The sequence below is a fragment of the Candidatus Woesearchaeota archaeon genome (genome assembly GCA_016187565.1).
Taxonomy (GTDB): Archaea; Nanobdellota; Nanobdellia; order Woesearchaeales; family JACPJR01; genus JACPJR01.
In genome coordinates this window covers 92,337-114,811 of the sequence record JACPJR010000003.1, presented here as the reverse complement: position 1 = coordinate 114,811, position 22,475 = coordinate 92,337, and the positions used below count along the sequence as shown (strand labels likewise).

At 40.3% G+C, this 22,475-nt stretch carries 17 protein-coding genes; 4 read left to right on the top strand and 13 right to left on the bottom strand.

Annotated features, from left to right (window positions below; genetic code table 11):
• Together HYW21_00990 and HYW21_00985 are read left to right on the top strand one after the other, a co-directional pair.
• On the top strand, positions 1-126 hold a 126-nt coding region (locus tag HYW21_00990), incomplete at its 5' end, for a T9SS type A sorting domain-containing protein (protein ID MBI2547902.1).
• 144 nt (positions 127-270) lie between these two features.
• Positions 271-1,917, top strand: a complete 1,647-nt coding sequence (locus HYW21_00985) for a glycosyltransferase family 39 protein (GenBank protein ID MBI2547901.1) — start codon at positions 271-273, stop codon at positions 1,915-1,917.
• A gap of 33 nt (positions 1,918-1,950) precedes the next feature.
• Here HYW21_00985 and HYW21_00980 read toward each other — a convergent pair whose 3' ends face one another.
• From HYW21_00980 to HYW21_00935, 10 genes are all read right to left on the bottom strand, one after another.
• Positions 1,951-7,704, bottom strand: coding sequence for a tandem-95 repeat protein (locus HYW21_00980; GenBank protein ID MBI2547900.1), 5,754 nt, complete (start codon positions 7,702-7,704; stop codon positions 1,951-1,953).
• A 53-nt stretch (positions 7,705-7,757) separates the two neighbouring features.
• Positions 7,758-8,033 carry a hypothetical protein gene (locus tag HYW21_00975; protein ID MBI2547899.1) on the bottom strand — a complete coding sequence of 92 codons (276 nt, stop codon included), beginning with the start codon at positions 8,031-8,033 and terminating at the stop codon, positions 7,758-7,760.
• A 76-nt stretch (positions 8,034-8,109) separates the two neighbouring features.
• Positions 8,110-8,655 (bottom strand): hypothetical protein, encoded by a 546-nt coding sequence (locus tag HYW21_00970; GenBank protein MBI2547898.1) that lies wholly within the window; start codon positions 8,653-8,655, stop codon positions 8,110-8,112.
• Positions 8,656-8,660: 5 nt separating this feature from the next.
• Positions 8,661-10,025, bottom strand: a complete 1,365-nt coding sequence (locus tag HYW21_00965; protein MBI2547897.1) for a hypothetical protein — start codon at positions 10,023-10,025, stop codon at positions 8,661-8,663.
• Positions 10,026-10,224: 199 nt separating this feature from the next.
• Positions 10,225-10,935 (bottom strand): FAD-dependent oxidoreductase, encoded by a 711-nt coding sequence (locus tag HYW21_00960; protein MBI2547896.1) that lies wholly within the window; start codon positions 10,933-10,935, stop codon positions 10,225-10,227.
• A gap of 12 nt (positions 10,936-10,947) precedes the next feature.
• Positions 10,948-11,925, bottom strand: coding sequence for a thioredoxin-disulfide reductase (trxB, locus tag HYW21_00955; GenBank protein MBI2547895.1), 978 nt, complete (start codon positions 11,923-11,925; stop codon positions 10,948-10,950).
• Between the two features lie 4 nt (positions 11,926-11,929).
• The gene (locus HYW21_00950; protein ID MBI2547894.1) at positions 11,930-13,084 is read right to left on the bottom strand and encodes a Glu/Leu/Phe/Val dehydrogenase; all 1,155 of its coding nucleotides are present in this window, start codon (positions 13,082-13,084) and stop codon (positions 11,930-11,932) included.
• Positions 13,085-13,152: 68 nt separating this feature from the next.
• Positions 13,153-14,790, bottom strand: coding sequence for an acetolactate synthase large subunit (locus tag HYW21_00945; protein ID MBI2547893.1), 1,638 nt, complete (start codon positions 14,788-14,790; stop codon positions 13,153-13,155).
• A gap of 66 nt (positions 14,791-14,856) precedes the next feature.
• On the bottom strand, positions 14,857-16,224 hold the full coding sequence (locus HYW21_00940; protein MBI2547892.1) for an NAD-dependent succinate-semialdehyde dehydrogenase: 1,368 nt from the start codon (positions 16,222-16,224) through the stop codon (positions 14,857-14,859).
• A gap of 13 nt (positions 16,225-16,237) precedes the next feature.
• Positions 16,238-16,729, bottom strand: a complete 492-nt coding sequence (locus HYW21_00935; protein ID MBI2547891.1) for a ferritin — start codon at positions 16,727-16,729, stop codon at positions 16,238-16,240.
• Positions 16,730-16,906: 177 nt separating this feature from the next.
• Between HYW21_00935 and HYW21_00930 the strand changes: the two genes are divergently transcribed.
• On the top strand, positions 16,907-17,068 hold the full coding sequence (locus HYW21_00930; protein MBI2547890.1) for a hypothetical protein: 162 nt from the start codon (positions 16,907-16,909) through the stop codon (positions 17,066-17,068).
• A 181-nt stretch (positions 17,069-17,249) separates the two neighbouring features.
• The gene (locus tag HYW21_00925; protein ID MBI2547889.1) at positions 17,250-17,498 is read left to right on the top strand and encodes a hypothetical protein; all 249 of its coding nucleotides are present in this window, start codon (positions 17,250-17,252) and stop codon (positions 17,496-17,498) included.
• Between the two features lie 24 nt (positions 17,499-17,522).
• Here HYW21_00925 and HYW21_00920 read toward each other — a convergent pair whose 3' ends face one another.
• The 3 genes from HYW21_00920 to HYW21_00910 all read right to left on the bottom strand — a co-directional run bounded on the left by HYW21_00920 (position 17,523) and on the right by HYW21_00910 (position 22,421).
• Positions 17,523-19,409 (bottom strand): transketolase, encoded by a 1,887-nt coding sequence (locus HYW21_00920; GenBank protein MBI2547888.1) that lies wholly within the window; start codon positions 19,407-19,409, stop codon positions 17,523-17,525.
• 337 nt (positions 19,410-19,746) lie between these two features.
• Positions 19,747-20,598, bottom strand: coding sequence for a 2-oxoacid:ferredoxin oxidoreductase subunit beta (locus HYW21_00915; GenBank protein ID MBI2547887.1), 852 nt, complete (start codon positions 20,596-20,598; stop codon positions 19,747-19,749).
• A gap of 8 nt (positions 20,599-20,606) precedes the next feature.
• Positions 20,607-22,421: a 2-oxoacid:acceptor oxidoreductase subunit alpha gene (locus HYW21_00910; GenBank protein MBI2547886.1), complete on the bottom strand. Its 1,815-nt coding sequence runs from the start codon at positions 22,419-22,421 to the stop codon at positions 20,607-20,609.
• Positions 22,422-22,475: the final 54 nt, after the last annotated feature.

Here is a 22,475-nt window from a genome sequence, read left to right as displayed (position 1 = left end):
GGTGTTCTTTCACCTGGAAAGCATGCTGTCACCTGGAATGCACAAGGAGTTCCTTCAGGAGTGTATGTCTATAGCTTACAAACGCCAGAAGGTACAGCAACGAGGAAGATGATGGTAACGAAATAGTCTTACGTTAAACCTTATTTTAATTTCTTTTATTCTCTTGCTGCTTTACTTTCCACAATTGCCGTGTCCATACTGATAACAGGACTATAAATGCATCAAACATTTGAAAAACATTTATATGTAATAGCTTGTTGCAAGTACAGAATGGACATTCTGAAGCAAATGAGCATTAAGAATTTTCGTGATCTAATTCTAAAACAAAAATACTTTATCCTCATAATACTCATAGGTGCTTACCTTACATTCCAAGGACTAGATAATAATTATTTCTGGGATGACGAAGCAAATACTGCTATCATAGCAAAGAATTTTCTTAACACCGGAAAATTAACTGGCTGGGACGGTCGGAATCTGTATGGCTATAGAAATGGATTAGAGTTAGACCAGAACCTAAATGATATTTACATGCCACCATTGCAGTTCTTTGTTACTGCCCTCAGTTTTGCTATTTTTGGTGTATCAACACTTGCTGCAAGATTACCTTTCGCCTTTATTGGATTTTGTTCTACATTCATACTTCTCCTTATACTTCGCGAATTAAAATTGAACCGGAAAATAATGTTCGTTGCCCTTATGCTCTACATACTTTCTCCTTCCTTTTTGCTCTACATCAGGCAGGCGAGATATTTTGCGCTAGTGATGTTTCTATCGTTGTGCGTTTATTATTTCTATTTGAAGTTTTTCAATTCTTTGGAAAAAAAATATCTCATAGGCTTAATTGTAACAATGATCTTACTGTTTTATGCGCATTTTCTTGCTACCGCGTTTATCGCAGCATTATTTGCAGTCCACTTTCTATTCCATTTTAAAAAATCAGAAGTGAAATATCTCATAGCTATCTTTACCTCTTTCTGTTTATTTACTATTCCTTATTTTCTGTACTTCAGATTATTCAACAAAGCTACCACAGTATACAATGGTTCAGATTCTTGGTTAATGAGCAAAGCGACATTACTCCTGTGGCATATTCGAGATTTAAATAATTTCAACTGGTTACCATGGATAGTTGCTGTTGGACTTGTTTATCTTGTGTATATAACTAAGAGATCTCCTAAATATCTAGGGATTTATACATTAATAAAAGAATGGATAACCCTTGTACTCTTGTTCGTGTTGTTTATGGTTCTTATATCACCTCAACCAGTCTCAATTACTTTCGTAGCAAATATGAGATATATCGTACTAACATTGCCTTTTTTTGCAGCACTCACTGCCATACTCTTATCATTCATTGAAGCCAGAAGTAAGGCTCTGTTTATACTGATAATTCCATTACTGGTTTTTACCAACCTATTATCAATAAATCCTTTAGAACCAACAATAGATTATAATTTGATTAAATATATGAAAGAGATCCATAATGACTATACTACGTCTTATGAAGCAGTTGATCAATTTCTTAAGGAGAATGCACAACAGGACGATTGTGTTTTCGTCTCTCCAAGTTATATGAATTATCCGCTTATGTTCTATAGTGGCCATAAAGTGATATTCTGTGGAATATTAGATAAGGATACTCATCTTGAAAAAGATACAGTTATTGCATTAAATCCTAGCTTCTTTATTGAGAAAGCAGTGCCAGACTGGATTATTTTTTTCGGTTGGAGAAAAAATTCTCAAGAGTTTGTGGATTATTTATCCAAGGATGGGAATAGTTATGAAGCCTATAAAACACTCCATGTGTACTGGCAAGACCAAACTAGAGCAGAAATACCTTTTCATTCCTTCGGGCAAGTAGAGGATTTTAATGCGTCTTTTGAGGGAATTATTATATTTAAGAGAGTTGACTGAAAGGTAATAAAGTCTTCTTTATACGCCATCCTCTTAATCAAATCCTTTCAATATAAGGGATGCATTGGTAATGATGATATTCTTTTTAATTCTCACATACGTTTGTTCTGTTCCTGGTAGTTGATAGGTGATGATCTTTTCCGTACCACCACCAACAAACGTAGTAATCGTACCATTGTATGGCTGAACTATGACAGGAACGTTTTGTATCGTCGTATTCATCCCATCATCAACAGAAACTCTCAGTGTAAAATTGTCTGCATCACCTTCTTGCGTTGTGTATTTTAACATCGTTCCATTCAAGCTAAAGCGAGAATCATTGATGTTATAGTAGAGTGGATCTTTCTCTACATCAAAGGCATACAGAGGCTGGAAGAGGATATTGCCCTCACTAACGGTTAGTGGAGGAATCAAGGACAAGAAAGGAGCATCATTGATCGGAAGTACGGTAACCATCATCGTGTCTTGGGCAATCCCACCATGATTGTCATCCACAGTTACATCACAAGTACTCGTACCATACCAGTTCAATACCGGCTGATAGCTGAACATATTGCCATAGACTGCACAATCCACGGCACTTCTGTTCTCTTTGGTGAGCATAAACAACAACGGATCGCCATCAACATCATCTGCGTAGAGCGTCAAGTCTAACGTAGAGAGTCCTGAATCCTCATCAATAATCTTTGTAGGCAATGCTAACGTCGGAGGATCATTAACTGGTAAAACCGTAATCTGGAAGACATCCTGTGATTTGTTTTTGCCATCATCAACTTCAAGCAGACAACTGGTTTGACCGTTCCAGTTCAATGAAGGTCGGTACGACAAGGTGGATCCAACAATGGTACACTCAACTTCAGCAGGTCGTTCATCAATAACACGGAAGAGTAGAGGATCATGCTCAATGTCAGATGCGAAGATGTCAAGATTAAGCCAGGACGTCCCTGCATCCTCGTTCATGGTTTGTGGGGGTACAGCAAGAACAGGGACATCATTCACTGGCGTCACATTAATCATGATCGTCTGATTGGTTTTTCCTAGTCTACCATCGTCGGCAAGAAGCGTACAGCTGGTCAACCCATTCCAGTTTGGATTTGAGGTTAATATTAACGTGGTGTCAACAAGTGTACAATCAACCGTTGTTGGGCTTTCTTCCAGCAGAGAAAAGGTTAACAAATCACCATCACTATCACGACTGTAATCCTGGAGATTAATCTGACCAGTTCCAAAGTCTTCAAAAAAGACTTGGTTTGGAACAAAGAGTTCAGGAATGTGACGGTTCGGATAGTAAAACCTAACACCAGAAGGGGCATGGACAGGGTTCATGCCATAGCTAAAGTTTAAGGTGTACTGTTCAAGATAATCGTCGTTTTGACTGTCAAGATGTATAGTCTCTATATTTCCAATGCTATCGTAATCATAAGTAATACTATATTCTTTATTATGAAGATTCGAAGTTGATGCTCCGATTAACCTATCCAACCAGTCATAGGTAAAATTCTTGATGTTATCATTTTTTCGATCATTGATGGTAATAACATTTCCTATATTATCATAGGTATAATGTAAATCCTGTTTAGTGCCTGTAGTAATACCTTGTATACGATAATTTTCTGGATAATACTGTAACTGAGTAACAAGACTATTTTCATAGTTTCTCTCAGTAGGTTGACTGAGCGCATTGTAATTTATCTCAACAACGTCAGGGATCTGATCTAATTTTCCTTGAGTATCATAGAGATACGATATTGTTTTTCCTCTAGGAAGCATTTCCAAAATAACTCGATTCATAGAATCATAATACCATTCTATTACAAACCCTATACCTTCGATAGTTTTCTCTTCTTTTGTTGTTCTCAAACGATTGTCATAATAATAATGCAATGAAAAACTGGGGGCGATAACCCGTGAAAGTGTGCCAGTGGTTTCTTCATCATAGTAATAGCGGGTTGTTCCTTCAGAAGTCTGTCGAGTAATGATTCGACCAAGTTGGTCATATGCTATTCGGACAATATTCCCTTCATTATCAGTCTGGTTAATGAGGTTTCCATTTGGATCATATCCGTATTCCCAGATTCCAAGATCTGGATCAATCATTTTGATTTTTCTTCCGAGAGAATCATAGATGTATTCTATCGTGTTTCCTTCATTATCCGTGATCTTGAGCAAATCTCCAGCATCGTTATATTGATAGGTTGTTGTATAGGTTTCATTCTGGTTATATTCAATAACTTTAACGATATTTCCATAGGCATCCTTGAGATAATCTCGCTGACGATTATTTTCATCACGGATAGATATATTCCATCGATTGTAGATGGTATTGATTTCTTTATTATCTGGCTTTTTAATACCTGTTGTCCTGCTGAGAGCATCATACCGATACTTACTCTTATTAATCTCCTCCTTGGGAAGAGAATATTCGGAAGACAAGGTGTAGTATGGATTGCTTTCGTTTTCTATTCGGAAAGATTCATCATAGTAAAGATCTTTTGTTATAAAATCACTTCCTTGTGATTCACTTTTTACCTGAATAAGTCGTCCCATACCATCATAATACTGGTAAGTATCATAGGTACTGGTACCATTTTCTTTTGTGTTAACCATTATCATCTCTGGTGCAACACCATCGATGTCATACCTATACCTTCTCGTAGGAGAGCTGTCAGAATCATACGGTTGTATTTCTGTTACTAACCTGCCAAAGACATCGTAGGTGTATGTTATTTTGTAATGATTTGGATCCTCTTTCCAGAGAAGATTTCCTGTTCCAGGATAATAAGCATACGTTGCTACCTGACCTTTCGCGTTTGTTGTGTTAATTATAAAAGTATGGCTTACATCATAACCATAGTATGTTGTATGACCATTTGCATCTGTTTCAGTAATGAGATTTCCATAGGAATCATACGTATACTGTATTGTAGGATTATTTTTACTTTCTAACCAATGCTCTTCTTTAATAACGTCTCCATAAGTATTATAACTGTAATTAACCTGCCGCACTTTTGTTAAGGCATCATCTAATAATGTTACACTAAGAGGTTTATCAAGAATCCATTGTTCAGTATCATAGAGATAAGTAAATTGTTGGTAGGTCTCGTCTCCGGATACTGAAACTTCACCTTTATTAAATTGCTGCAGGATATTTCCATAGTCATCATAAGTAAAGAATGCATCTGTTATTTTGGGATTATTAGCATATCCATCATACATGAACTCTTTGCTTGAGTTAAGCGTAACAATAAAATATCCGCCTTTTTCTCTTGTATTAAATTCACGCTCAGTTATCTGATACGTACTGTCACTCCGATTCACGGTTTGGGTTCTGTATTCATTACCTTTCCGAGCATCATCTTGGTAAAACCAATGCTTGACAACACTATCATTTTTTCTTTCTTCTGCATAACTAAATCCTCTAAATTCTCTATCTTTGTAATCATACATTCCTCCTGAATAATTATAGGTAGTAATTGAAAAAAGACCATGGTTCCCATTCAGATCATTATCTTCACTAACATTAGCCACAACCCATACATTAAAACCAAGATCACTTAACGTGTCATTACCGGTATTGTTGAGATAGGTAGATGGTTTGTAATCAACTGTGAAAGTACTACCAAATTCATTGGTAATATTATGAAGTAAATAAGATTTTTGAGCCTTGTTAATCCACGCTTTTCTATCCTCACTACTACAACTATTCGTATCACGACCATAAAGAACGTCAGGTAATCCATCACCATTTAAATCCAAAAATCGAGCTCCAAAATCTACACCTTCACGATTAGTGTAACAAAGGGGTGGTTCCCAAGAGTCATTCTCGAGCCAACCATAACCAGTATTAAGCCATGCCTTTCGATCGTCACCACTGCAACTATTAAGATCTCTCCCATAAAGAACGTCAGGTAATCCATCACCATTTAAATCCAAAAATCGAGCTCCAAAATCCACACCTTCACGATTGCTGTAACAAAGAGGTGGCTCCCAAGAGTCATTCTCGAGCCAACCATAACCAGTATTAAGCCATGCCTTTCGATCATCACCACTACAACTATTCGTATCACGACCATAAAGAATGTCAGTTAAGCCATCGCCATTTAAGTCTAAAAATCTGGCTCCAAAGTCAACACCCTCACGATTACCAAAGCATAAAGGAGGTTTCCAAGCAGTGTCTTCTCGCCAGCCAGAACCGCTATTCAACCATGCTCTTCGATCATCACCATTACAACTATTAAGATCTCTGCTATAAAGAATATCAGTTAATCCGTCACCATTTAAATCCAAAAAACGAGCTCCAAAATCCACACCTTCACGATTAGTGTAACAAAGAGGTGGCTCCCAAGAGTCATTCTCGAGCCAACCATAACCAGTATTAAGCCATGCCTTTCGATCGTCACCACTGCAACTATTAAGATCTCTCCCATAAAGAACGTCAGGTAATCCGTCACCATTTAAATCCAAAAACCGAGCTCCAAAATCTACGCCTTCACGATTGCTGTAACAAAGAGGTGGCTCCCAAGAGTCATTCTCTAGCCAACCAAAACCGGTGTTCAACCAAGCCTTTCGATCTTCACCACTACAACTATTCAAATCACGACCATAAAGAATGTCAGTTAAGCCATCACCATTCAAGTCTAAAAACCGAGCTCCAAAATCTACACCTTCACGATTAGTGTAACAAAGGGGTGGTTCCCAAGAATCATTCTCGAACCAACCATTATTTGTTTGTACATAAGAAAAAGTTGTTGCTGGCAATGCGGTGCTATTATCGTTTCCGTACTGAGTAATTCTTGAAACAAAACTTTCTGAGGAATAGTTAAAGGAAGAGTAACTAAGAGTATATCTCATAACTAAATCACTATTTATGAAAAGAATGATGTCCTTTAATCTTCTCGAATAGCTTACTTTATTTCCATCATCATAAATCGTTGTCAAATCGGGTCGATTATTTGACTCAAAAATAAACTGGATCTTCCTTTCTTTATTGTTGTTATACTCAATCAGAGAGGGGTAAACAGCCCCTATATCACTTGGATGTGGGTTCTCCTGATATGTATAAAATATAGAGTTTCCATGAGTATCATTAATTAAATCCAGACTCCACCTCCAGACAAAATTGTGTTGGTTCGATAACAACTCAGAATCATAGTTAAAGCCAAATCGATAGTTATTTCCATTTTTCGTTTCTACCTTCCAATATTCCTTCTTTTCATTCATACCACCAAATTCTTTTGTAATGTGGATAAAACTTTCAATTTTGGTGTGATATGTTCCATTTGATGAGTCATAAACAAGATCGTAGGATTGTCCATCAAATACTAATCGATAGGTATCATCGCTAATATTTTCAGAAGTGTAATGGACATCTCTATCAACATAATTTTGAGAGAGAGACCATCCTCTACCCAAGAAACCACCGTTCTCTGTATTTTGATGATTATATGAAATACTCACCTGTGGTTCTAATCCATTTATCCCCGGTGGGACGTTAATAGTATAAGAATAAATTGCAGCACCAGTGTATAGACTCGTTTTAAACATTGACGAGGATTCTAATTTACCTTGCTGTGGAACTGCAGGATCATAAACATAAGGGAGAGTCATAGATTTCTGGTCAAGCGTTTGAGCCATTTCTGTTTCTTCAGTATCCGCTTGCGTATGCTGGTCAAGAGCAGGCTGCTCTGCTGAGGGTTCATCTTCCCCAGGAAGTGTCTCGTCCCCTGTCGCAAGAACAGTATTTTCTGATTCACCGAATGAAATGGAACTACAAATGAACAGCATCATAACAATTGCCGAAATCAGATGAATACTTTTGGTGTTTTTCATTGTTGCTTTACTTACTTTCGTTGTGAAGCAGTCTTTTTCGGTTCTACGCCAGACAACAAATCCTTTTCTTGATCTATGTTAAAACCTATGTCTTTTAAGTTTACCTGAAACCCTTCTAGCTGGCCTTTTATTGTGCTTAACACACGATAATATCCTATGAGAATGCCCCTATAAAATTCGGATTCTTTGGTTTGTTTGTTTTTTTCAAATTCTTTTTTTGCCTCTAAAGCATATTCACTTAAAATCTCCACTACTTCGCCAAGAATATGTTTTGTTTCGTCCTTCATTTTCTAATCCCCCTACTCCTTAAATACCCTTTACCACATCTCTTTGTTCTTTATAATTCCGAATATTATTTTTGTCCTAACTATTTATTTTTCCACTCTTTTTCCATGAATCTCCCCATTTCTCCTTAGCTCTTCTTGTAAGGAATGCATCAAACTCTTTTTCTCTTTTTTTATAACCTTCCTTTGAAAAAAAATCAAAGATTTGATCCCAGTAAGGAAAAAGAATCCTCTCTGTTTTAACCATTAGATTTTCAAGATCTCTTAATTCCTCAACACGAAAGTCAGGAGTTGGATAATTCCACTCCTTTTTTGTATTTTTTGAAGTAAATGCAGCGAGTAATGAAAAATCAGACCATAAGTCTTCGTAATAAAATGTGTTTTCATCTTTACCAATTATCTTCTTAAAGGGTATATCCAAGTGACAACCACAAACACTAATTTCTCTCCTCTGATTAAAAATCCTTACCCGACATTTTTTCGATTCTAGGATAACCATGCAAACTCCGGAAGAAATAGAACCCTTCGAATATATGATCTTGAAGTTATACTTATCAAATAATATTCTAAATACCTTTTGAACTAACTTTACATATTCCTTATCACCATATTCTTCAAGATTCATAATTCTCACCTTGGTTTTTTAATAGCCTCATACTTATCTATTATGTAACCTTTAGCATCAAGATAATCTATCTCTTGCTGAAACCCCTTACTAAGTTTTCCCTCGCTTGACCTTGAGAATCTTATTTTGTCTCCTCTTGCTATAGCTTCATCTAAGAACTGCTGGTTTAGAGTCCACCACTTATTATTTTTTTCTAGATCTTGGTAGATTGAATAGTCTACATCAAGATAATTCCATCCATTTGCTCTGCCAAGTTCAACAGCTGACTCATAATCTCCTAAAACAGTCACTCCTGCTTTAGGGTTTGCTCCTTTATTCAATCTGGCTAGTTCGCTTGAAACAGAATTAGCTCCTCTATTCAGTCTGGCTAATTCCTCTGAAGCTGAACTTCCACTGAGACTGCTTCCTGAAAACTTTAGAGCTGCCTGATGCAAAAGTAATTCTGCTCCTATTGCAACAGCCGCGTCAGTGCCCAGTTCTTTTCCAGCCGAATGGGCTTCATCCCAATTAACATTGTCGTACCAAGGCAACATAGAATTAGGTTCCATGTTTTGTACCTGATCATAGATATTACCAGCGTACCCCGCAAAATAAGCAACGTCAAATGCACCTACAACAAAGATTCCTCCAACCGCCAAAAGAAGATTCTGTCCGTCAGGATCCGTATACTTTACCGGGTTATTCCTGGCATAGCTGTACTTGTTTAATTGCTGTGGATCATAGACATTCGGTTGGACAGAATCAGGCTGGATAAACCTTGCTTGATCAGGGGCATAATACCGAGCGTTGTAATACTGCAATCCTGTTTCTCTGTCTTTTTCTTTGCCGGTAAACAAATAGCGATCATTGCCACCTTCAATGACTTCACCAAACGGCAAGTACTCAACTTCTTCAACCACATTCCCTGCCTCATCTGTCACTAGAGCAGTACTGCCCAGTGCATCAGGATGATAGAAGTATTTCTTGCCATCTGAATCTTGTCGGGCTAAAAGAACACCCTCATCATCATAGTAATAAATAGTATCGCGTGCAACACCATCAGGCCCTATCTCTCGAACAAAGTTTTCATTAACATAGTACGTCGTTGTGTTACTGCCATCTTCATGATACACCACCTTCTTTAAACGCTCCCCAAGATGATCATACCAATACTCGGCAAGAATCCTACCAGTAGCATTTTTATCTCGTACTTTTGATAATTGATGCTCGGAGTTATACTGGTAATAATAATTCGCATCTTGCATTAAATTGCCATTGCGATCGTACGTCAGGTTAACGGTAACATCAACAAGAGCAGAACTTAAGGGAAGCATACCTACGAAAAACATCAACAGAATGCTTAAGACCAATAATCGACGTATGTAGATCACACTAACACCCCGAGTCTAAAGAAATGATTAGGGGTTAATAAATCTATGTTCGGATTTTCCGGAAAAATCTTGCCAGCTTTTTATATATTTTATATAATTTACAATAAAAACACACGTTGTTCTTGAAGATTTAAAGCGAGAATGTTTTCTGTCAGCAGTGTTCAGTTTATTATCGAATCGAACCAAGACAAAAATGAAACTACCATCGTTCAGTACGGATTTGTTCTTTTCTGATTCCTAACGGTGTTAATCCATTCACGACACTAGTTACCATAGGGGGGGGGCCACATATCGACCAAAGATAATCATGCGTTAAATCAACATATTTCTTAATCATACCTGGGGTAATGAAACCAACCTCTCCGTCCCAATCTTTTTCTGGCTTATCAATGGTAAAAATAACTCGAATATGTTTGTTTTTCCTGCTGATCATTTCAAGTTCATCACGAAAGATGATAGCTTTTGATTCAGGACAACCGTACAACAACGTTATTTCATGGGATAATTTTTTCTCGGTGGCATAACGAATGGCACTCATAAAAGGTGTTATTCCTGTTCCTCCAGCGATAAAAAGATGCTGCTGTGGAGAAGTTTCGGTAAAGAGAAGGTCATCACCAAAAGGACCAGTAATCATGACTTCATTTCCTACCTGCAAGGCAAATAATGCTGTCGTAAATTCACCAAACTTTTTTACGGTGAACTCGAGATAGTCTTTTTGGAGTGGAGAGCTGCTAAAGCTCATTGATCTCCTCTGAATCTTTCCGGCAACTGCAGACGGCAGAGCAAGTGATGCAAACTGGCCAGGTATGAATCTAAATGGTGCTGGTTTGGTTACCTGGAAACTTCGAATTAATGGCGTGTGTTCAATGATCTGGATAATCTTTCCTTGAAAGGTCTCCACGTTTTTCATAGGTAAACACGTTCATTGCGTTGCATGCAATAGCTCAATATAGCGTTCCGCATCAAGAGCAGCCATGCAACCCGTCCCTGCAGAAGTCACAGCTTGCCGGTATCGAGGATCCATAACATCTCCAGCAGCAAAAACTCCCGGCAAAGAAGTCTTAACACCGTGTACTTTTATATAGCCATGATCATCAAGCTCAATGCTTTTTCCCAACCATTTGGTGTTAGGATCATGGCCTATGGCAAGAAAAACTCCTTCACACGGCAGAAGTACTTCCTTTCCTGTTTTGAGGTGCTTGGTCTTGACGCCAGTAACAAAGGTGTTGCCGACAATTGCCGTAATCGTTGTATCCCAAATAATCTTGACTTTATCCGTCATACTTAAAACACGTTGCTGCATGATTTTGCTTGCTCGAAATTCATCTCGACGATGGATAATAGTAACCAACCGTGCGAATTTCGTGAGCATGAGAGATTCTTCCATCGCAGAATCACCGCCACCAATAACCACAACATCTTTATCCTTAAAAAAAGGAGCATCACAAGGAGCACAGGTTGAGACACCTTTTGCCCAAAATTGTTTTTCTCCAGGAATGCCAAGTGTCCGTGCAGATGCACCTGTACAAATGACAATGGTTTTTGTCAGGTATTCTTGAGAAGATGTCATCACTTTGTAGCCACTTGCACCAGTTTCAGTCTTTCCAGGGAGTGGAGAAATTCCTGTAACATCCTCACTGATGTATGCTGCACCAAAACGTTCTGCCTGTTTTTTGCAAAGCTCTATGAGGAGAGGACCTTGAATGCCTTCAGGAAATCCAGGATAATTTTCTACGGCTGTGGTTGTTGAGAGTTGATCAAGATCTGTTCCTGTAATAACCAAAGGGCTTAATTTTGCTCGTGCGGTGTAAAGGGCAGCTGTATGTGCGGAGATACCACCACCAATAATGATTACATCATTTTTTTCTGTGACTTGTTTTTTTCCCTCTTTTGTTGTCATATTTTCACCGCGTTTTTTTACTGTTCTTGCTAATCTCTCTTGTCATTCCTTCAACAGCACAGATAGTACACTTTGCAAGGACACGGTCTTTTGCAATGTGTAAGGCAGCTTGTCGTGGCATGACGTGTTGTTGCAGTGCACGCGTCAGCGTGAGATCAACATTCGCAATGATCTTCTCCTCAACAAGTTGAAACATCTGCTGCTCTGTTCCACCAATGGTCTCGACATAGGAACTGATAACACCACCTGCATTTGCAATAATGTCCGGAACGACGAGAATGCCCTTGCGCATGCAGAGTTCCTCGACATCATAGGTCATGGGAATGTTACTTCCTTCAACAATGAGAGGAAAGGGTAATGCATCGACATCTCCAGAGCTAATTAAATTCGGAACAGCTGCGGTTATCAAAATATCTGCTGGTATCGTAAGAATAAAACTACTTTCTTTTGTCTGTTTTTTGTGAGCGTAATTAACCACTGAACCTGTTTTTTTCTTCACGCGATCCAGTTCCTCAAAGTCCAGTCCTTGAGGATCATACACAACACCCTTACTGTCAGAAACAGCAACGAGTGTAGCACCAATGTCAGTCAAGAATTTAGCAGCAAACCATCCAACATTACCAAATCCTTCAATAGCAACACGAACTTTTTTGAGATCAAGAGACAGTTTTGCTGCAGCAACTTTGGTGGCAAGAAAAACACCATAGCCAGTACTTCCTAATTCATGGGGCAATCCTCCCATTGCTGCAGGTTTTCCTGTACAGGCATGAATATCTCCATTTGCTTCTGCAAACCACGCCATATCCTGTTCAGCCATATTCATATCAGGACCAGCAATATATTTTTTTGGGCAAACATCTTTGATGGCTTCTGAAAATGCGCGAACAATCTGCTCTTTTTTTTGTGGTGACAACTGCTTGCTGTCAGCAAGAATACCCGACTTTGCACCCCCAAAGGGAAGATCAGCTAATGCATTTTTCCAGGTCATAGCACGGGCTAATTGCGTAACTTCTTCGACCGTTACCGTCGAAGTCATACGAATGCCACCCTTTCCAGGGCCGAGTGCAGTATTGTCAATAACAACAACGCCTCGCATGCCGAGTTTCGGATTATACACCTGTAAAACCTTTTCTGGTCCAAAAGGATCTCCTTGAATCATAGTTTCACCCTCATTGTTATTCATTACGGTTATTATCTTTCATAACCATCACTTTTCATAACCTTCATTTAGATCGGACAAACAAGCTGCTTTAACTCTCGTGAAAAAACATCGTAGTTTACGGAGTAATCAATGGGACAATCAATGACCACAACCGTATGCAATGCAAATGCACGTTCTAACAGTTTACCTAAATTATCTGTCTTATTAACGCGCATGCCTTGTGCACCATAACTCTCTGCATATTTCACAAAGTCTGGATTCCCATAATCCATGCCATAGATCGGAAAGTGTTTATGCTGTTGTTCCCACTTGATAAAGCCAAAACCATTATCATTAATTATTAAAATGACGAGAGGAATCTTGTAGCGTAAAGCACTTTCGATCTCTTGAGAATTCATCATAAAACCACCATCACCGCAAATAACAAGTACTTTCTTTTCCGGGTGCAACATCTTTGCAGCTATGCCAACAGATAGTCCTGCTCCCATGGTCGCAAGGGCATTATCCACGAGAAAAGTATTTGGTTTGTAGGTCTTGTATAATCGCGAAAACCACAACTTATAGATTCCATTATCAAACGCAATAATATCATCTTGGCCGAGTGCATCACGAACATTGCGGACGACTTCAGCTGGTACAAGTGGGTATTGATGCGGTGCTGGCTCGTTCATCTTTTGCTCAATAAGATCACGCGTTTTCTTGAACAGGGGAAATGACCTTTTTTTGATAATCTTATGCGTAAGCCTCTCCAACGTAACAGAAATATCTCCAATAACCTCAACATCCGGATTGTAATACTTATCAAGAACAGAAGGCACGCCATCAATAGTAACGATCTTTTTTTTGAAATCCTTGTTCCAAACATAGGGTGGGTATTCAACAACATTATATCCTATGGTGATAATGAGATCAGCTTTGTCAATACCGCAATTGACATAATCATGACTGTGAATACCGGTTGCAAATAAGCTGTATTCATTTCTGTCATCAATGACCCCTTTTCCCATTTGCGTATGGACGACATAAATCCCTGTATGATTGATAAACTTGGTAAGTGCATCAGTTATTCGTCTTCGATTTGCACCTGCAGAAACAATAATCAGGGGATATTCAGCTTGATTAATGACCTCAACAGCTGCCTGGAGTGCAGCATCATTGCAAAAGGGTGTAACTGGTGATGTTCGTTTCTGAATTGATGCTTTCGTTGACTCAGTTGCTACGTCTTCAGGAAGTACTATCTGCACTGCTCCAGGCCGCTCAGATTCTGCTAACTTAAAACTATTACGCAGTACCGTAGGGATGGTTTCAGCGTCAGTAATTAACACAGCATCTTTGGTAATCGGCCTCATTAAACTAACAATATCAACGACTTGAAATTTACCCTGCCAATTTTCTTTCACAGGTTTCTGACCAGAAATAGCAACAAGAGGAGCTCCAATAAGCTGTGCATGCGCAATTCCGGTAACTAAATTCGTTGCACCAGGTCCAAGGGTTGAGAAACAAACGCCTGCCTTGCCTGTTAATCTTCCATAGGTTGCTGCCATAAATGCAGCAGTTTGCTCGTGGCGGGTAATGATTACCGTAATCTGCTTTGATTTGCGGAGGGATTCAAGCATATCAAGGTTTTCTTCTCCAGGTAATCCAAAAATATGCGTAACTCCTTCTTCCTCTAACTGTCTTACAAAAAGATCAGATGCTTTCATGACTGCCTCGCTTATTTTTTTACCTTGATTGCTGTTCCTTTTATTTCTTTATTGTTTCTGTAATGATTATGGATTTTCTATGACGACGGTCTTGATATTGACAAATTCCCTAATCCCATAGACTGAAAGTTCACGGCCAATACCGGACTTTTTGATACCACCAAAGGGCAAACGTGGATCAGATTTTACCAGGTCATTGATGGCAACGAATCCTGCCTGTATTTTTTTTGCGATTGTTTCTGCATGCGTAATGTTTCTACTCCAGATAGATGCCCCTAATCCAAAAGGAGTGTCATTCGCCGTTTGAATGAGTTCTTCTTCGGTAGCAACGGTTACCATGGGCATGATTGGCCCAAAGACTTCTTCACACCACACCGGAGAAGTGCGTGGAGGATTTTTTACAAGAGTTGGCGTAAAGAAGTATCCCTGAGAAGGAATCTTCCCTCTGCTTTTGATCATCCCTCCTGGTGCAGCAGTAGCCTGTAATTGTCTTTGAAGATCATGAACAAACGAGGCTTTCGCAAGAGGACCAATATCAGTTTTAGGGTCTAGCGGATCGCCAATAGATAACTGCTCCATCAGCTCGAGAACCTTTTTCTCAAATGCAGCTGCAACCGTATCCATGATAATGAAGCGTTTTGCAGCAATGCAGCTTTGCCCTGTATTGATGAATCGGGCCTTGATCCCCATAGTAGCTGCTTTTGCAATATCAGCATCATCAAGTACAAGGAAGGGATCAGATCCACCTAATTCAAGAACCAGCGGTTTAATGTATTTTCCCGCAAGCATTCCAATCTCTGATCCAGCAGCATTGCTTCCAGTTAAGCTAACGGCATCAATAAGATCTTCTCCAATAATCTGCTGTGCGGTTGTTGCATCAATGAGAAGAGTTGTGAAAACAGATTGCGGAAATCCTGCATCGTTGAAACACTTTTGAATCTCTTTTGCACACAACGGGACATTCGAGGCATGTTTCAGCACAACAACATTTCCCGCAAGAACTGCTGGAATAGCGCAACGAAAAACCTGCCAGAAAGGAAAATTCCATGGCATGATCGCAAACACTATCCCCAGTGGCTCAAACGTCACGTAACTTTTGGAATAATTGGTTGTAATCCTCTCGTCATGGAGGAATGTTTCTCCATTGTCTGCATAATAGGCACAAGTCAATGCACATTTTTTGACCTCTGCAATTGCTTCTTTTATTGGCTTGCCCATCTCGGTCGTAATTAACGCTGCATACGCTTCAGCATTTTCTTCTAAAACCCTTCCAAGTCGATGGAGCAATGATGCGCGCTCTTTAAGAGAAGTCTGCTTCCATGATTCCAGTGCTGCCCGAGCTTGTCGAATCATTTCCCTTGCATCTTCAAGCGTATGCATGGGAATAGTCGCACTGGTTGCTTCGGTATAGGGGTTTATTGAGTAGAGAGGCATATGTTTCCTCTATTCATTCACGCTTAGCTAGTTCAGCGTCGAGCAGCAAGAGACCAGCACCTTCGTTACCGGCAAGAGTTACTCGTTTCAGCAGTTCAAGTGTTGCATCCTCTTCTTCAACCTGTTCATTGACAAACCACTGTAAAAATACTTCAGTTGTATGGTCGTGCTCTGCTTGAGCAACATCAACGATTTGATGGATAGATTTCGTTACTTCCTGCTCATGTTTGTATGCCGCGGTAACTGCGTCAAGAGGGCTTTTCCATGCAAGAGCAGGTGCCTGTATTGGTTGCAGCACTACCGTACTGTCACGCTCAAGAATATGTTCATATATTTTCATACCATGATGGACTTCTTCTTTTGCCTGTGCTTCCATCCAATGCCGGAATCCACGTAAATAGATGCTATCAAAATAAGCTGCCATTGCCAAATAGATATAGGCAGACTGAAACTCCTTGTTAATCTGTTTATTTAATGCTTCGTGTACCTTCTTGCTGAGTACCATTGGCTCATCCTCCTTTTCGCTTGCTTCATCCCCCTTAGCATTATACAGAAAACTATAGAGGAAGAAAGACCGGATACTATATAAACATTATGATTTTTCGAATCTAATCACCTAAGTTAAAACATGTAGATTTAGGAACCAAAATGTTTATAAATAATCGGTTCCCAAAGTCTCTCCATGCGACTGATTAAGCAGTACGGAAGGAAGTATGGAGAAACAGATTATTATAAGTACCTTGTGGTAATCCCAAATAAACTTATTAAACTGCCTAATTTGGAAGGTGGTGAGTATTTAGCACCTGAGATTAAAGGTAATAGGCTAGTTATTATGAGGTATTAAGATGCAGAATTGTAATCATGAATGGGAAGAAATTGATGAGTTGTTTGCAATAACTAGGATCGAGAAAAAAGGTGACAAGGTGAATTTCATGCCATCTGTTGGGATACCAGTGATTCTAGATGTTTGTAATAAGTGTGGCGAAATTAAGATCTCTTTAGCGAAGAGTAGAGGAAAACTATAAATGGCATCATCAAAATCGGTTGGCGAACAAACGGGAGATATTGACAACCGTACTAGAGAGAAATTGACATCTTCACTTGTTTGGGTAGCGTTAATAATCTTCGTTCTGGTATTAGTTATGTGTTTTATTTTGATATGGTCTGGAAAGGTTGAATTTAAAGATGGAACTTCTTTTATGCTTGCCATATTTAGCGGTGTTACAGGACTATTAGGTTACGCTAGTGGTTATTATTATTCAAGACCAAAATAAATTTTATTAAAATAGGTTAACTTATCATCTCAATTGCCTGTTTTTGGCTTGGCTTTTTTGCTGCTTTTTTAGAGAGCAGATTGCCTTTACTTTCTCAACAAGAGCCTGACGGGAAATCTCCTCATACGCAAAAAGCTCTGTAGCTGATCCACTTCGTGGCAATTTTCGCACAGCAAGTGTGTACACACTGCCCTGGTAATCTCCCTCAGCAAGAACACTTTTTACCGCCTCTCCTATGCCACCTTCAGGGTAATGATCCTCAACAACAATCAATGTGCCTGTTTCGTTAAGTGCCTGTTGTAATGTTGCAAGATCAAGCGGCTTAATACAGTAGAGATCAATGATTCTGACCTGTATCCCTTCTTTCTTGAGGAGTTCATAGGCAGCAAGTGCCTCATGTAAGGTAATTCCTGCAGCAACAATCGTCAGACTATCTGTTTTACTCTGTTTGAGAATTTTAGAACCACCCAACGGAAATTCGTCGTTAGGTGAATAGAGAATAGGCGTATCGCTTCGTGTCGTTCTCAGGTACACTATTCCTTGATAGGTAAGTGCTAATTCGACTAATTTTTCGGTTGCAACTGCATCACTGGGGTAAAGAACAACACTGTTATGAATGGTTCGAAACATGGCGATATCCTCAAGTCCCATCTGGGATGCCCCGTCTTGACCAATAGAAACTCCGGCATGTGAGCCAACTATTTTGAGATTTGCATCTGAATACTGGCCCATTCTGATTTGATCAAAAGCCCTGGTCAAGAATGCTGCAAATGAAGAAACAAAGGGGATCTTTCCGCGTAATGAAAGTCCAAGTGCAACACCGATCATATTCTGTTCAGCAATATACATCTCAAAATAACGTTCGGGATATTTTTGCTGAAAGGTTTGCGCATAGGTCGAATTACTGGTTTCTGCATCAAGCACAACAAGTTGTGGATATTGCTGATATAAACGCTGAAGTGCCATCCCATAGGCTTTTCGTGTCGCGACAGGCTTTGCAGGATCAGAGTCCATAGGAGGTGCTTTTTTTGGTTTCATCAAAACCGGATGAAGATTTTCTGGCAGTGCTACCTCCCCTTTTATGGTCTCATTAATCTCACCAAGATCATGGATAGCTTCTTTTAATTTTTCTTGAGCAACAGGAACACCATGCCATCCTTCTTTGTCTTCGAGGAAATGAACTCCCTTCCCTTTGATGGTTTTTGCAATAATCATGAGGGGAGAGGATGCTTTTTGTGCACGGTATAAGGCCTCAACAATTTCAGAAAAGGTGTGACCATCAATGCAGATCGTTTCCCAGCCAAATGCGTTTAACCTTTGTGCATAGGCATCAAGGTCGTGGCCATACATAGTGGGGCCTCGCTGTCCTAGCCGATTGACATCAAGAATGCCAATAAGGTTATTGAGCCTATAATGTGCAGCACTCGCAATAGCCTCCCATTGAGATCCTTCACTCATCTCAGAATCACCAAGGAGAACATAGGTTTTGTAAGGTAATTTATCGCAGTATTTTGCATTCAATGCCATCCCTACTCCAATTGCTAGTCCCTGGCCCAATGATCCGGTTGCAGCCTCGGTATAAGGAAAACATTTGGTAGGATGACCTTCCAGTGGGCTTCCAAACTTTCGTAGGCTTAAGAGTTGGTCTTTGCTGACCTTTCCTGCTACTGCATACAGTGCATAGAGGAGGGGAGCTGCATGACCCTTTGAAAAAATAACTCGATCATTATTGGGATGCTGTGGATGATCAAGGTCAGCTTTAAGAATACCACTAAAAAAGAGTCCAGTCATAAGATCAGCAGCTGACATCGAGGAGGTTGGATGCCCTGATCCAGCCTCAGTTGTTGAAATAAGAATATAATATCGTGCTAATGCTGCGAGTTCTTGTAATCGTGCTGTCTGCTCAATCATTGAAGAGAAATGCTTTGTGTTTGTCAAATTCATCACCTCACATTTACCTGTTTGGAAACAAAACTTTTTAACGTCATGGCGCCTGTTGTGGCAGTGCGACGGCTGCTCGAGCAGCCTACTCGCCACTCCGAAGGAGCCTCGGCTCGTCGCACGCCCATGGGCGCTGACGCAACGGGGCTTGCCCCCCAAATTTTCCGAAGTTTGATCAAAAGGGTGCAACATAAAGTTGCACTTCGCGGCCTTCGTGTTGCCTGGATAGCCACGCCGAAGAGCTTCATGCTCTTCCTTGCGTGTCAACTGAGCGTAACCAGTTACGGGGTGTGCGTTATAGTCTCTTTTATCGGAAATCTTTGAGGAATGGTGCAAGCTTGATGGAATCAATGTTTTGGTGAATAAGCGGTTGGTCGGCAAGTTGTGGGAGGCATTCATGAAAGGTCGGTTTTGTTTCTTGATAGAATAGACCCAGTGGCAAGGATTCTGTTGCAAGTGCACGTCGAAATGCTTCTGTTTTATCGTGTGGATTATAGGTTGATTCGAGCAGTGTTGTATGTTGTTGGAACCATTCATAGGTGTTCACTTTGTTAAAGGTGATGCAGGGTTGGAGGATATCGACAACTGCAAAGCCTTTATGTTGCAGGGCCTTTATCATAAGCTCAATTAAATGAGGCATATTGCCTGCATAACCCCGAGCAACAAAGGTTGCGCCAGCTGCAAGTGCCACGGTCAAAGGATTAACAGGATCTTCAATGACGCCTTCAGGAGTTGTTTTTGTTTTATATCCCTTTGGACTGGTTGGAGACGTCTGTCCTGTGGTTAGCCCATATACTTGGTTATCATGGATGAAACAGGTTATGTCATGGTTCCCCCGAATGGTGTGGATAAAATGAGAGAGTCCTTCACCAAGACAATCACCATCTCCGGTTGATACAATGACTTTAAGGTTATGATTTGCAAGTTTAGCACCCTCTGCAACCGGTAATGCTCGACCATGCAGGCCTTCAAATCCATAGCTCTTAAGAAAATGGGAGAGATGACCGTGACAACCAATACCATACACTATCAGAACATTATCTGGCGAAATCTGTAAGCGAACAAGGGCATTTTTCAGAGCGCCCCAAATACCAAAATCACCACATCCTGGACACCAGTCAGGTGTCTGAAGCTTGAAATCAGTAAGTTGGACAGTCATGGTGCCACCTAGTTTTTATTTTTTCCTCTCGGTCTACCTTTTCCTTTTGGATTATTTATTTCCTTATTGATCATCGCGAGTTTCGTGTAAATTTCCTCAGGATAAAATGGTCTTCCATCATATTTTAAAAGCATTTCTGTTACCGACATTCCGGTTTGTTCACGGATGTACTGTGCCATTTGTCCGGTACTATTGTTTTCAATGCACAGCGTGTATGCAGCATTCATTATTTTCGGTTTAACCTCTTCTGCTGGAAATGGACTGATATAGACGAGATGTAAAAAACTAACCAAAATGCCCTCCTCTGCGAGAAGTTGGAGTGCCTCGAGAATAGGTCCTTTAGTACTTCCCCACCCAATAACAAGGAGAGGAGCATCAGCAGGACCATACCATGCTGGTTTAGGCAAAGTTGCTCGAAGTCCATGGTACTTTCTCATCCGTTTATCCTGCATTTTTTTTCGTTCTGCTGCATCTTCTGTAGAGAAACCATGCTCATCATGCTCATAGCTATTGGCAAGGAAAGGTGTTCCTGGTTGACCAGGAAGTACCCGTGGAGAGACTCCTGTTGGTGTATCACGGTAGCGTTTGTAATCAGTGTTTGTGGAAGTCGTTGCATTGTCTAACAAAAGTCCTCGTCGAATAGCTACGCTGGGAAAGGCTTTTGTTGTTTTATAGGATTCAGCAAGGTACTTGTCAGAAAGGATCATAACAGGAGTTTGGTATTCTTCAGCAATGGTAAACGCTGTTGTCGTACACGTGAAGGCCTCTGCAACATCTCCTGGCGCAATAACAACCATGGGGAACTCTCCTTGTGCAGGATGCAACACAAATTGCAGATCTCCTTGTTCTGTCCACGTTGGCAAGCCAGTTGCTGGGCCTGGACGTTGTGCATTAACAACAACAATGGGCGTCTCGGTAATAGCAGCAAGACCATAGCCCTCAGTCATCAGGCAAAATCCTCCTCCAGACGTTCCGCACATTGCTCGAACACCAGCAAAACCAGCACCGATGGTCATGTTAATTGCGGCAATCTCATCTTCGGCATGGCGCACCATCATACTTGCTTCATGTGCAAAAGAGGCAAGCGTCGTTAAAATCGATGATGCTGGTGTCATGGGATAGCCAGCATAAAACTTACAGCCTGCTGCAACAGCTCCAAGTGCAAGTGCATCATTGCCTGTTACCAGTAGAGGTAGCTGTTTTCCCGGTAGTGAATTTGGTTGCGCTACATTTGCTTGCAATGCTGGAGGCAAAGCACATGCGTTTGGATAATGCTCTTGCATGTATGCATAGCCAGCTCGTGCAGCCTCTTGATTCTTTGTAACAACTTCTTGACCTTTACGGGCAAAATTCTCTTCGATGATTCTCATCAGTTCTTCTATTTTCCAGCCACAAAGTGCCATGCTCGCACCAAGGCAAATATTGTTAATCATGATGGGCAAGAGCTTAAGATCTCGTATCATCCCACTAAGAGGTAGGGGGCAAGATTGTACCTGCGGATATACCTCTTTATCAAGCGGGATAGTAGCTTCGTGGAGTACTATTGAGCCTTCTCCTAATTCCTCCATATGCAGAGCGAGAGATGCTTTGTTTAAGGCAACAAGAAGATTGATGAGTTTTCCCTGAGAAAAAACCTCTCGTTTGCTGATGCGGACTTGAAAGGTATTGTGTCCTCCTCGGATAAGTGATGGATACTCGGTATAGGCAAAGACATGAAACCCTTGACGGAGGCAGCACTTTGCAAAGACCTCTCCTGAATTCATAATGCCAAAGCCTGCTTCACCGGCAATCTTCCATTGAAAAGTATCGTCTGTTTGTTGCACTATGACCACCTAAGGTATATGCCCAGAACACTTTACTCCATGTGATTTGTCGTT

Bases quoted from the DNA above. Each gene is read 5' to 3' on its own strand.
- HYW21_00970 (MBI2547898.1), bottom strand. From the start codon at position 8,655: ATGAATCTTGAAGAATATGGTGATAAGGAATATGTAAAGTTAGTTCAA.
- trxB (MBI2547895.1), bottom strand. From the start codon at position 11,925: ATGACAACAAAAGAGGGAAAAAAACAAGTCACAGAAAAAAATGATGTA.
- HYW21_00960 (MBI2547896.1), bottom strand. From the start codon at position 10,935: ATGAAAAACGTGGAGACCTTTCAAGGAAAGATTATCCAGATCATTGAA.
- HYW21_00985 (MBI2547901.1), top strand. From the start codon at position 271: ATGGACATTCTGAAGCAAATGAGCATTAAGAATTTTCGTGATCTAATT.
- HYW21_00940 (MBI2547892.1), bottom strand. From the start codon at position 16,224: ATGCCTCTCTACTCAATAAACCCCTATACCGAAGCAACCAGTGCGACT.
- HYW21_00980 (MBI2547900.1), bottom strand. From the start codon at position 7,704: ATGATGCTGTTCATTTGTAGTTCCATTTCATTCGGTGAATCAGAAAAT.
- HYW21_00945 (MBI2547893.1), bottom strand. From the start codon at position 14,790: ATGAAAGCATCTGATCTTTTTGTAAGACAGTTAGAGGAAGAAGGAGTT.
- HYW21_00950 (MBI2547894.1), bottom strand. From the start codon at position 13,084: ATGATTCAAGGAGATCCTTTTGGACCAGAAAAGGTTTTACAGGTGTAT.
- HYW21_00935 (MBI2547891.1), bottom strand. From the start codon at position 16,729: ATGGTACTCAGCAAGAAGGTACACGAAGCATTAAATAAACAGATTAAC.
- HYW21_00930 (MBI2547890.1), top strand. From the start codon at position 16,907: ATGCGACTGATTAAGCAGTACGGAAGGAAGTATGGAGAAACAGATTAT.
- HYW21_00920 (MBI2547888.1), bottom strand. From the start codon at position 19,409: ATGATTGAGCAGACAGCACGATTACAAGAACTCGCAGCATTAGCACGA.
- HYW21_00925 (MBI2547889.1), top strand. From the start codon at position 17,250: ATGGCATCATCAAAATCGGTTGGCGAACAAACGGGAGATATTGACAAC.
- HYW21_00915 (MBI2547887.1), bottom strand. From the start codon at position 20,598: ATGACTGTCCAACTTACTGATTTCAAGCTTCAGACACCTGACTGGTGT.
- HYW21_00975 (MBI2547899.1), bottom strand. From the start codon at position 8,033: ATGAAGGACGAAACAAAACATATTCTTGGCGAAGTAGTGGAGATTTTA.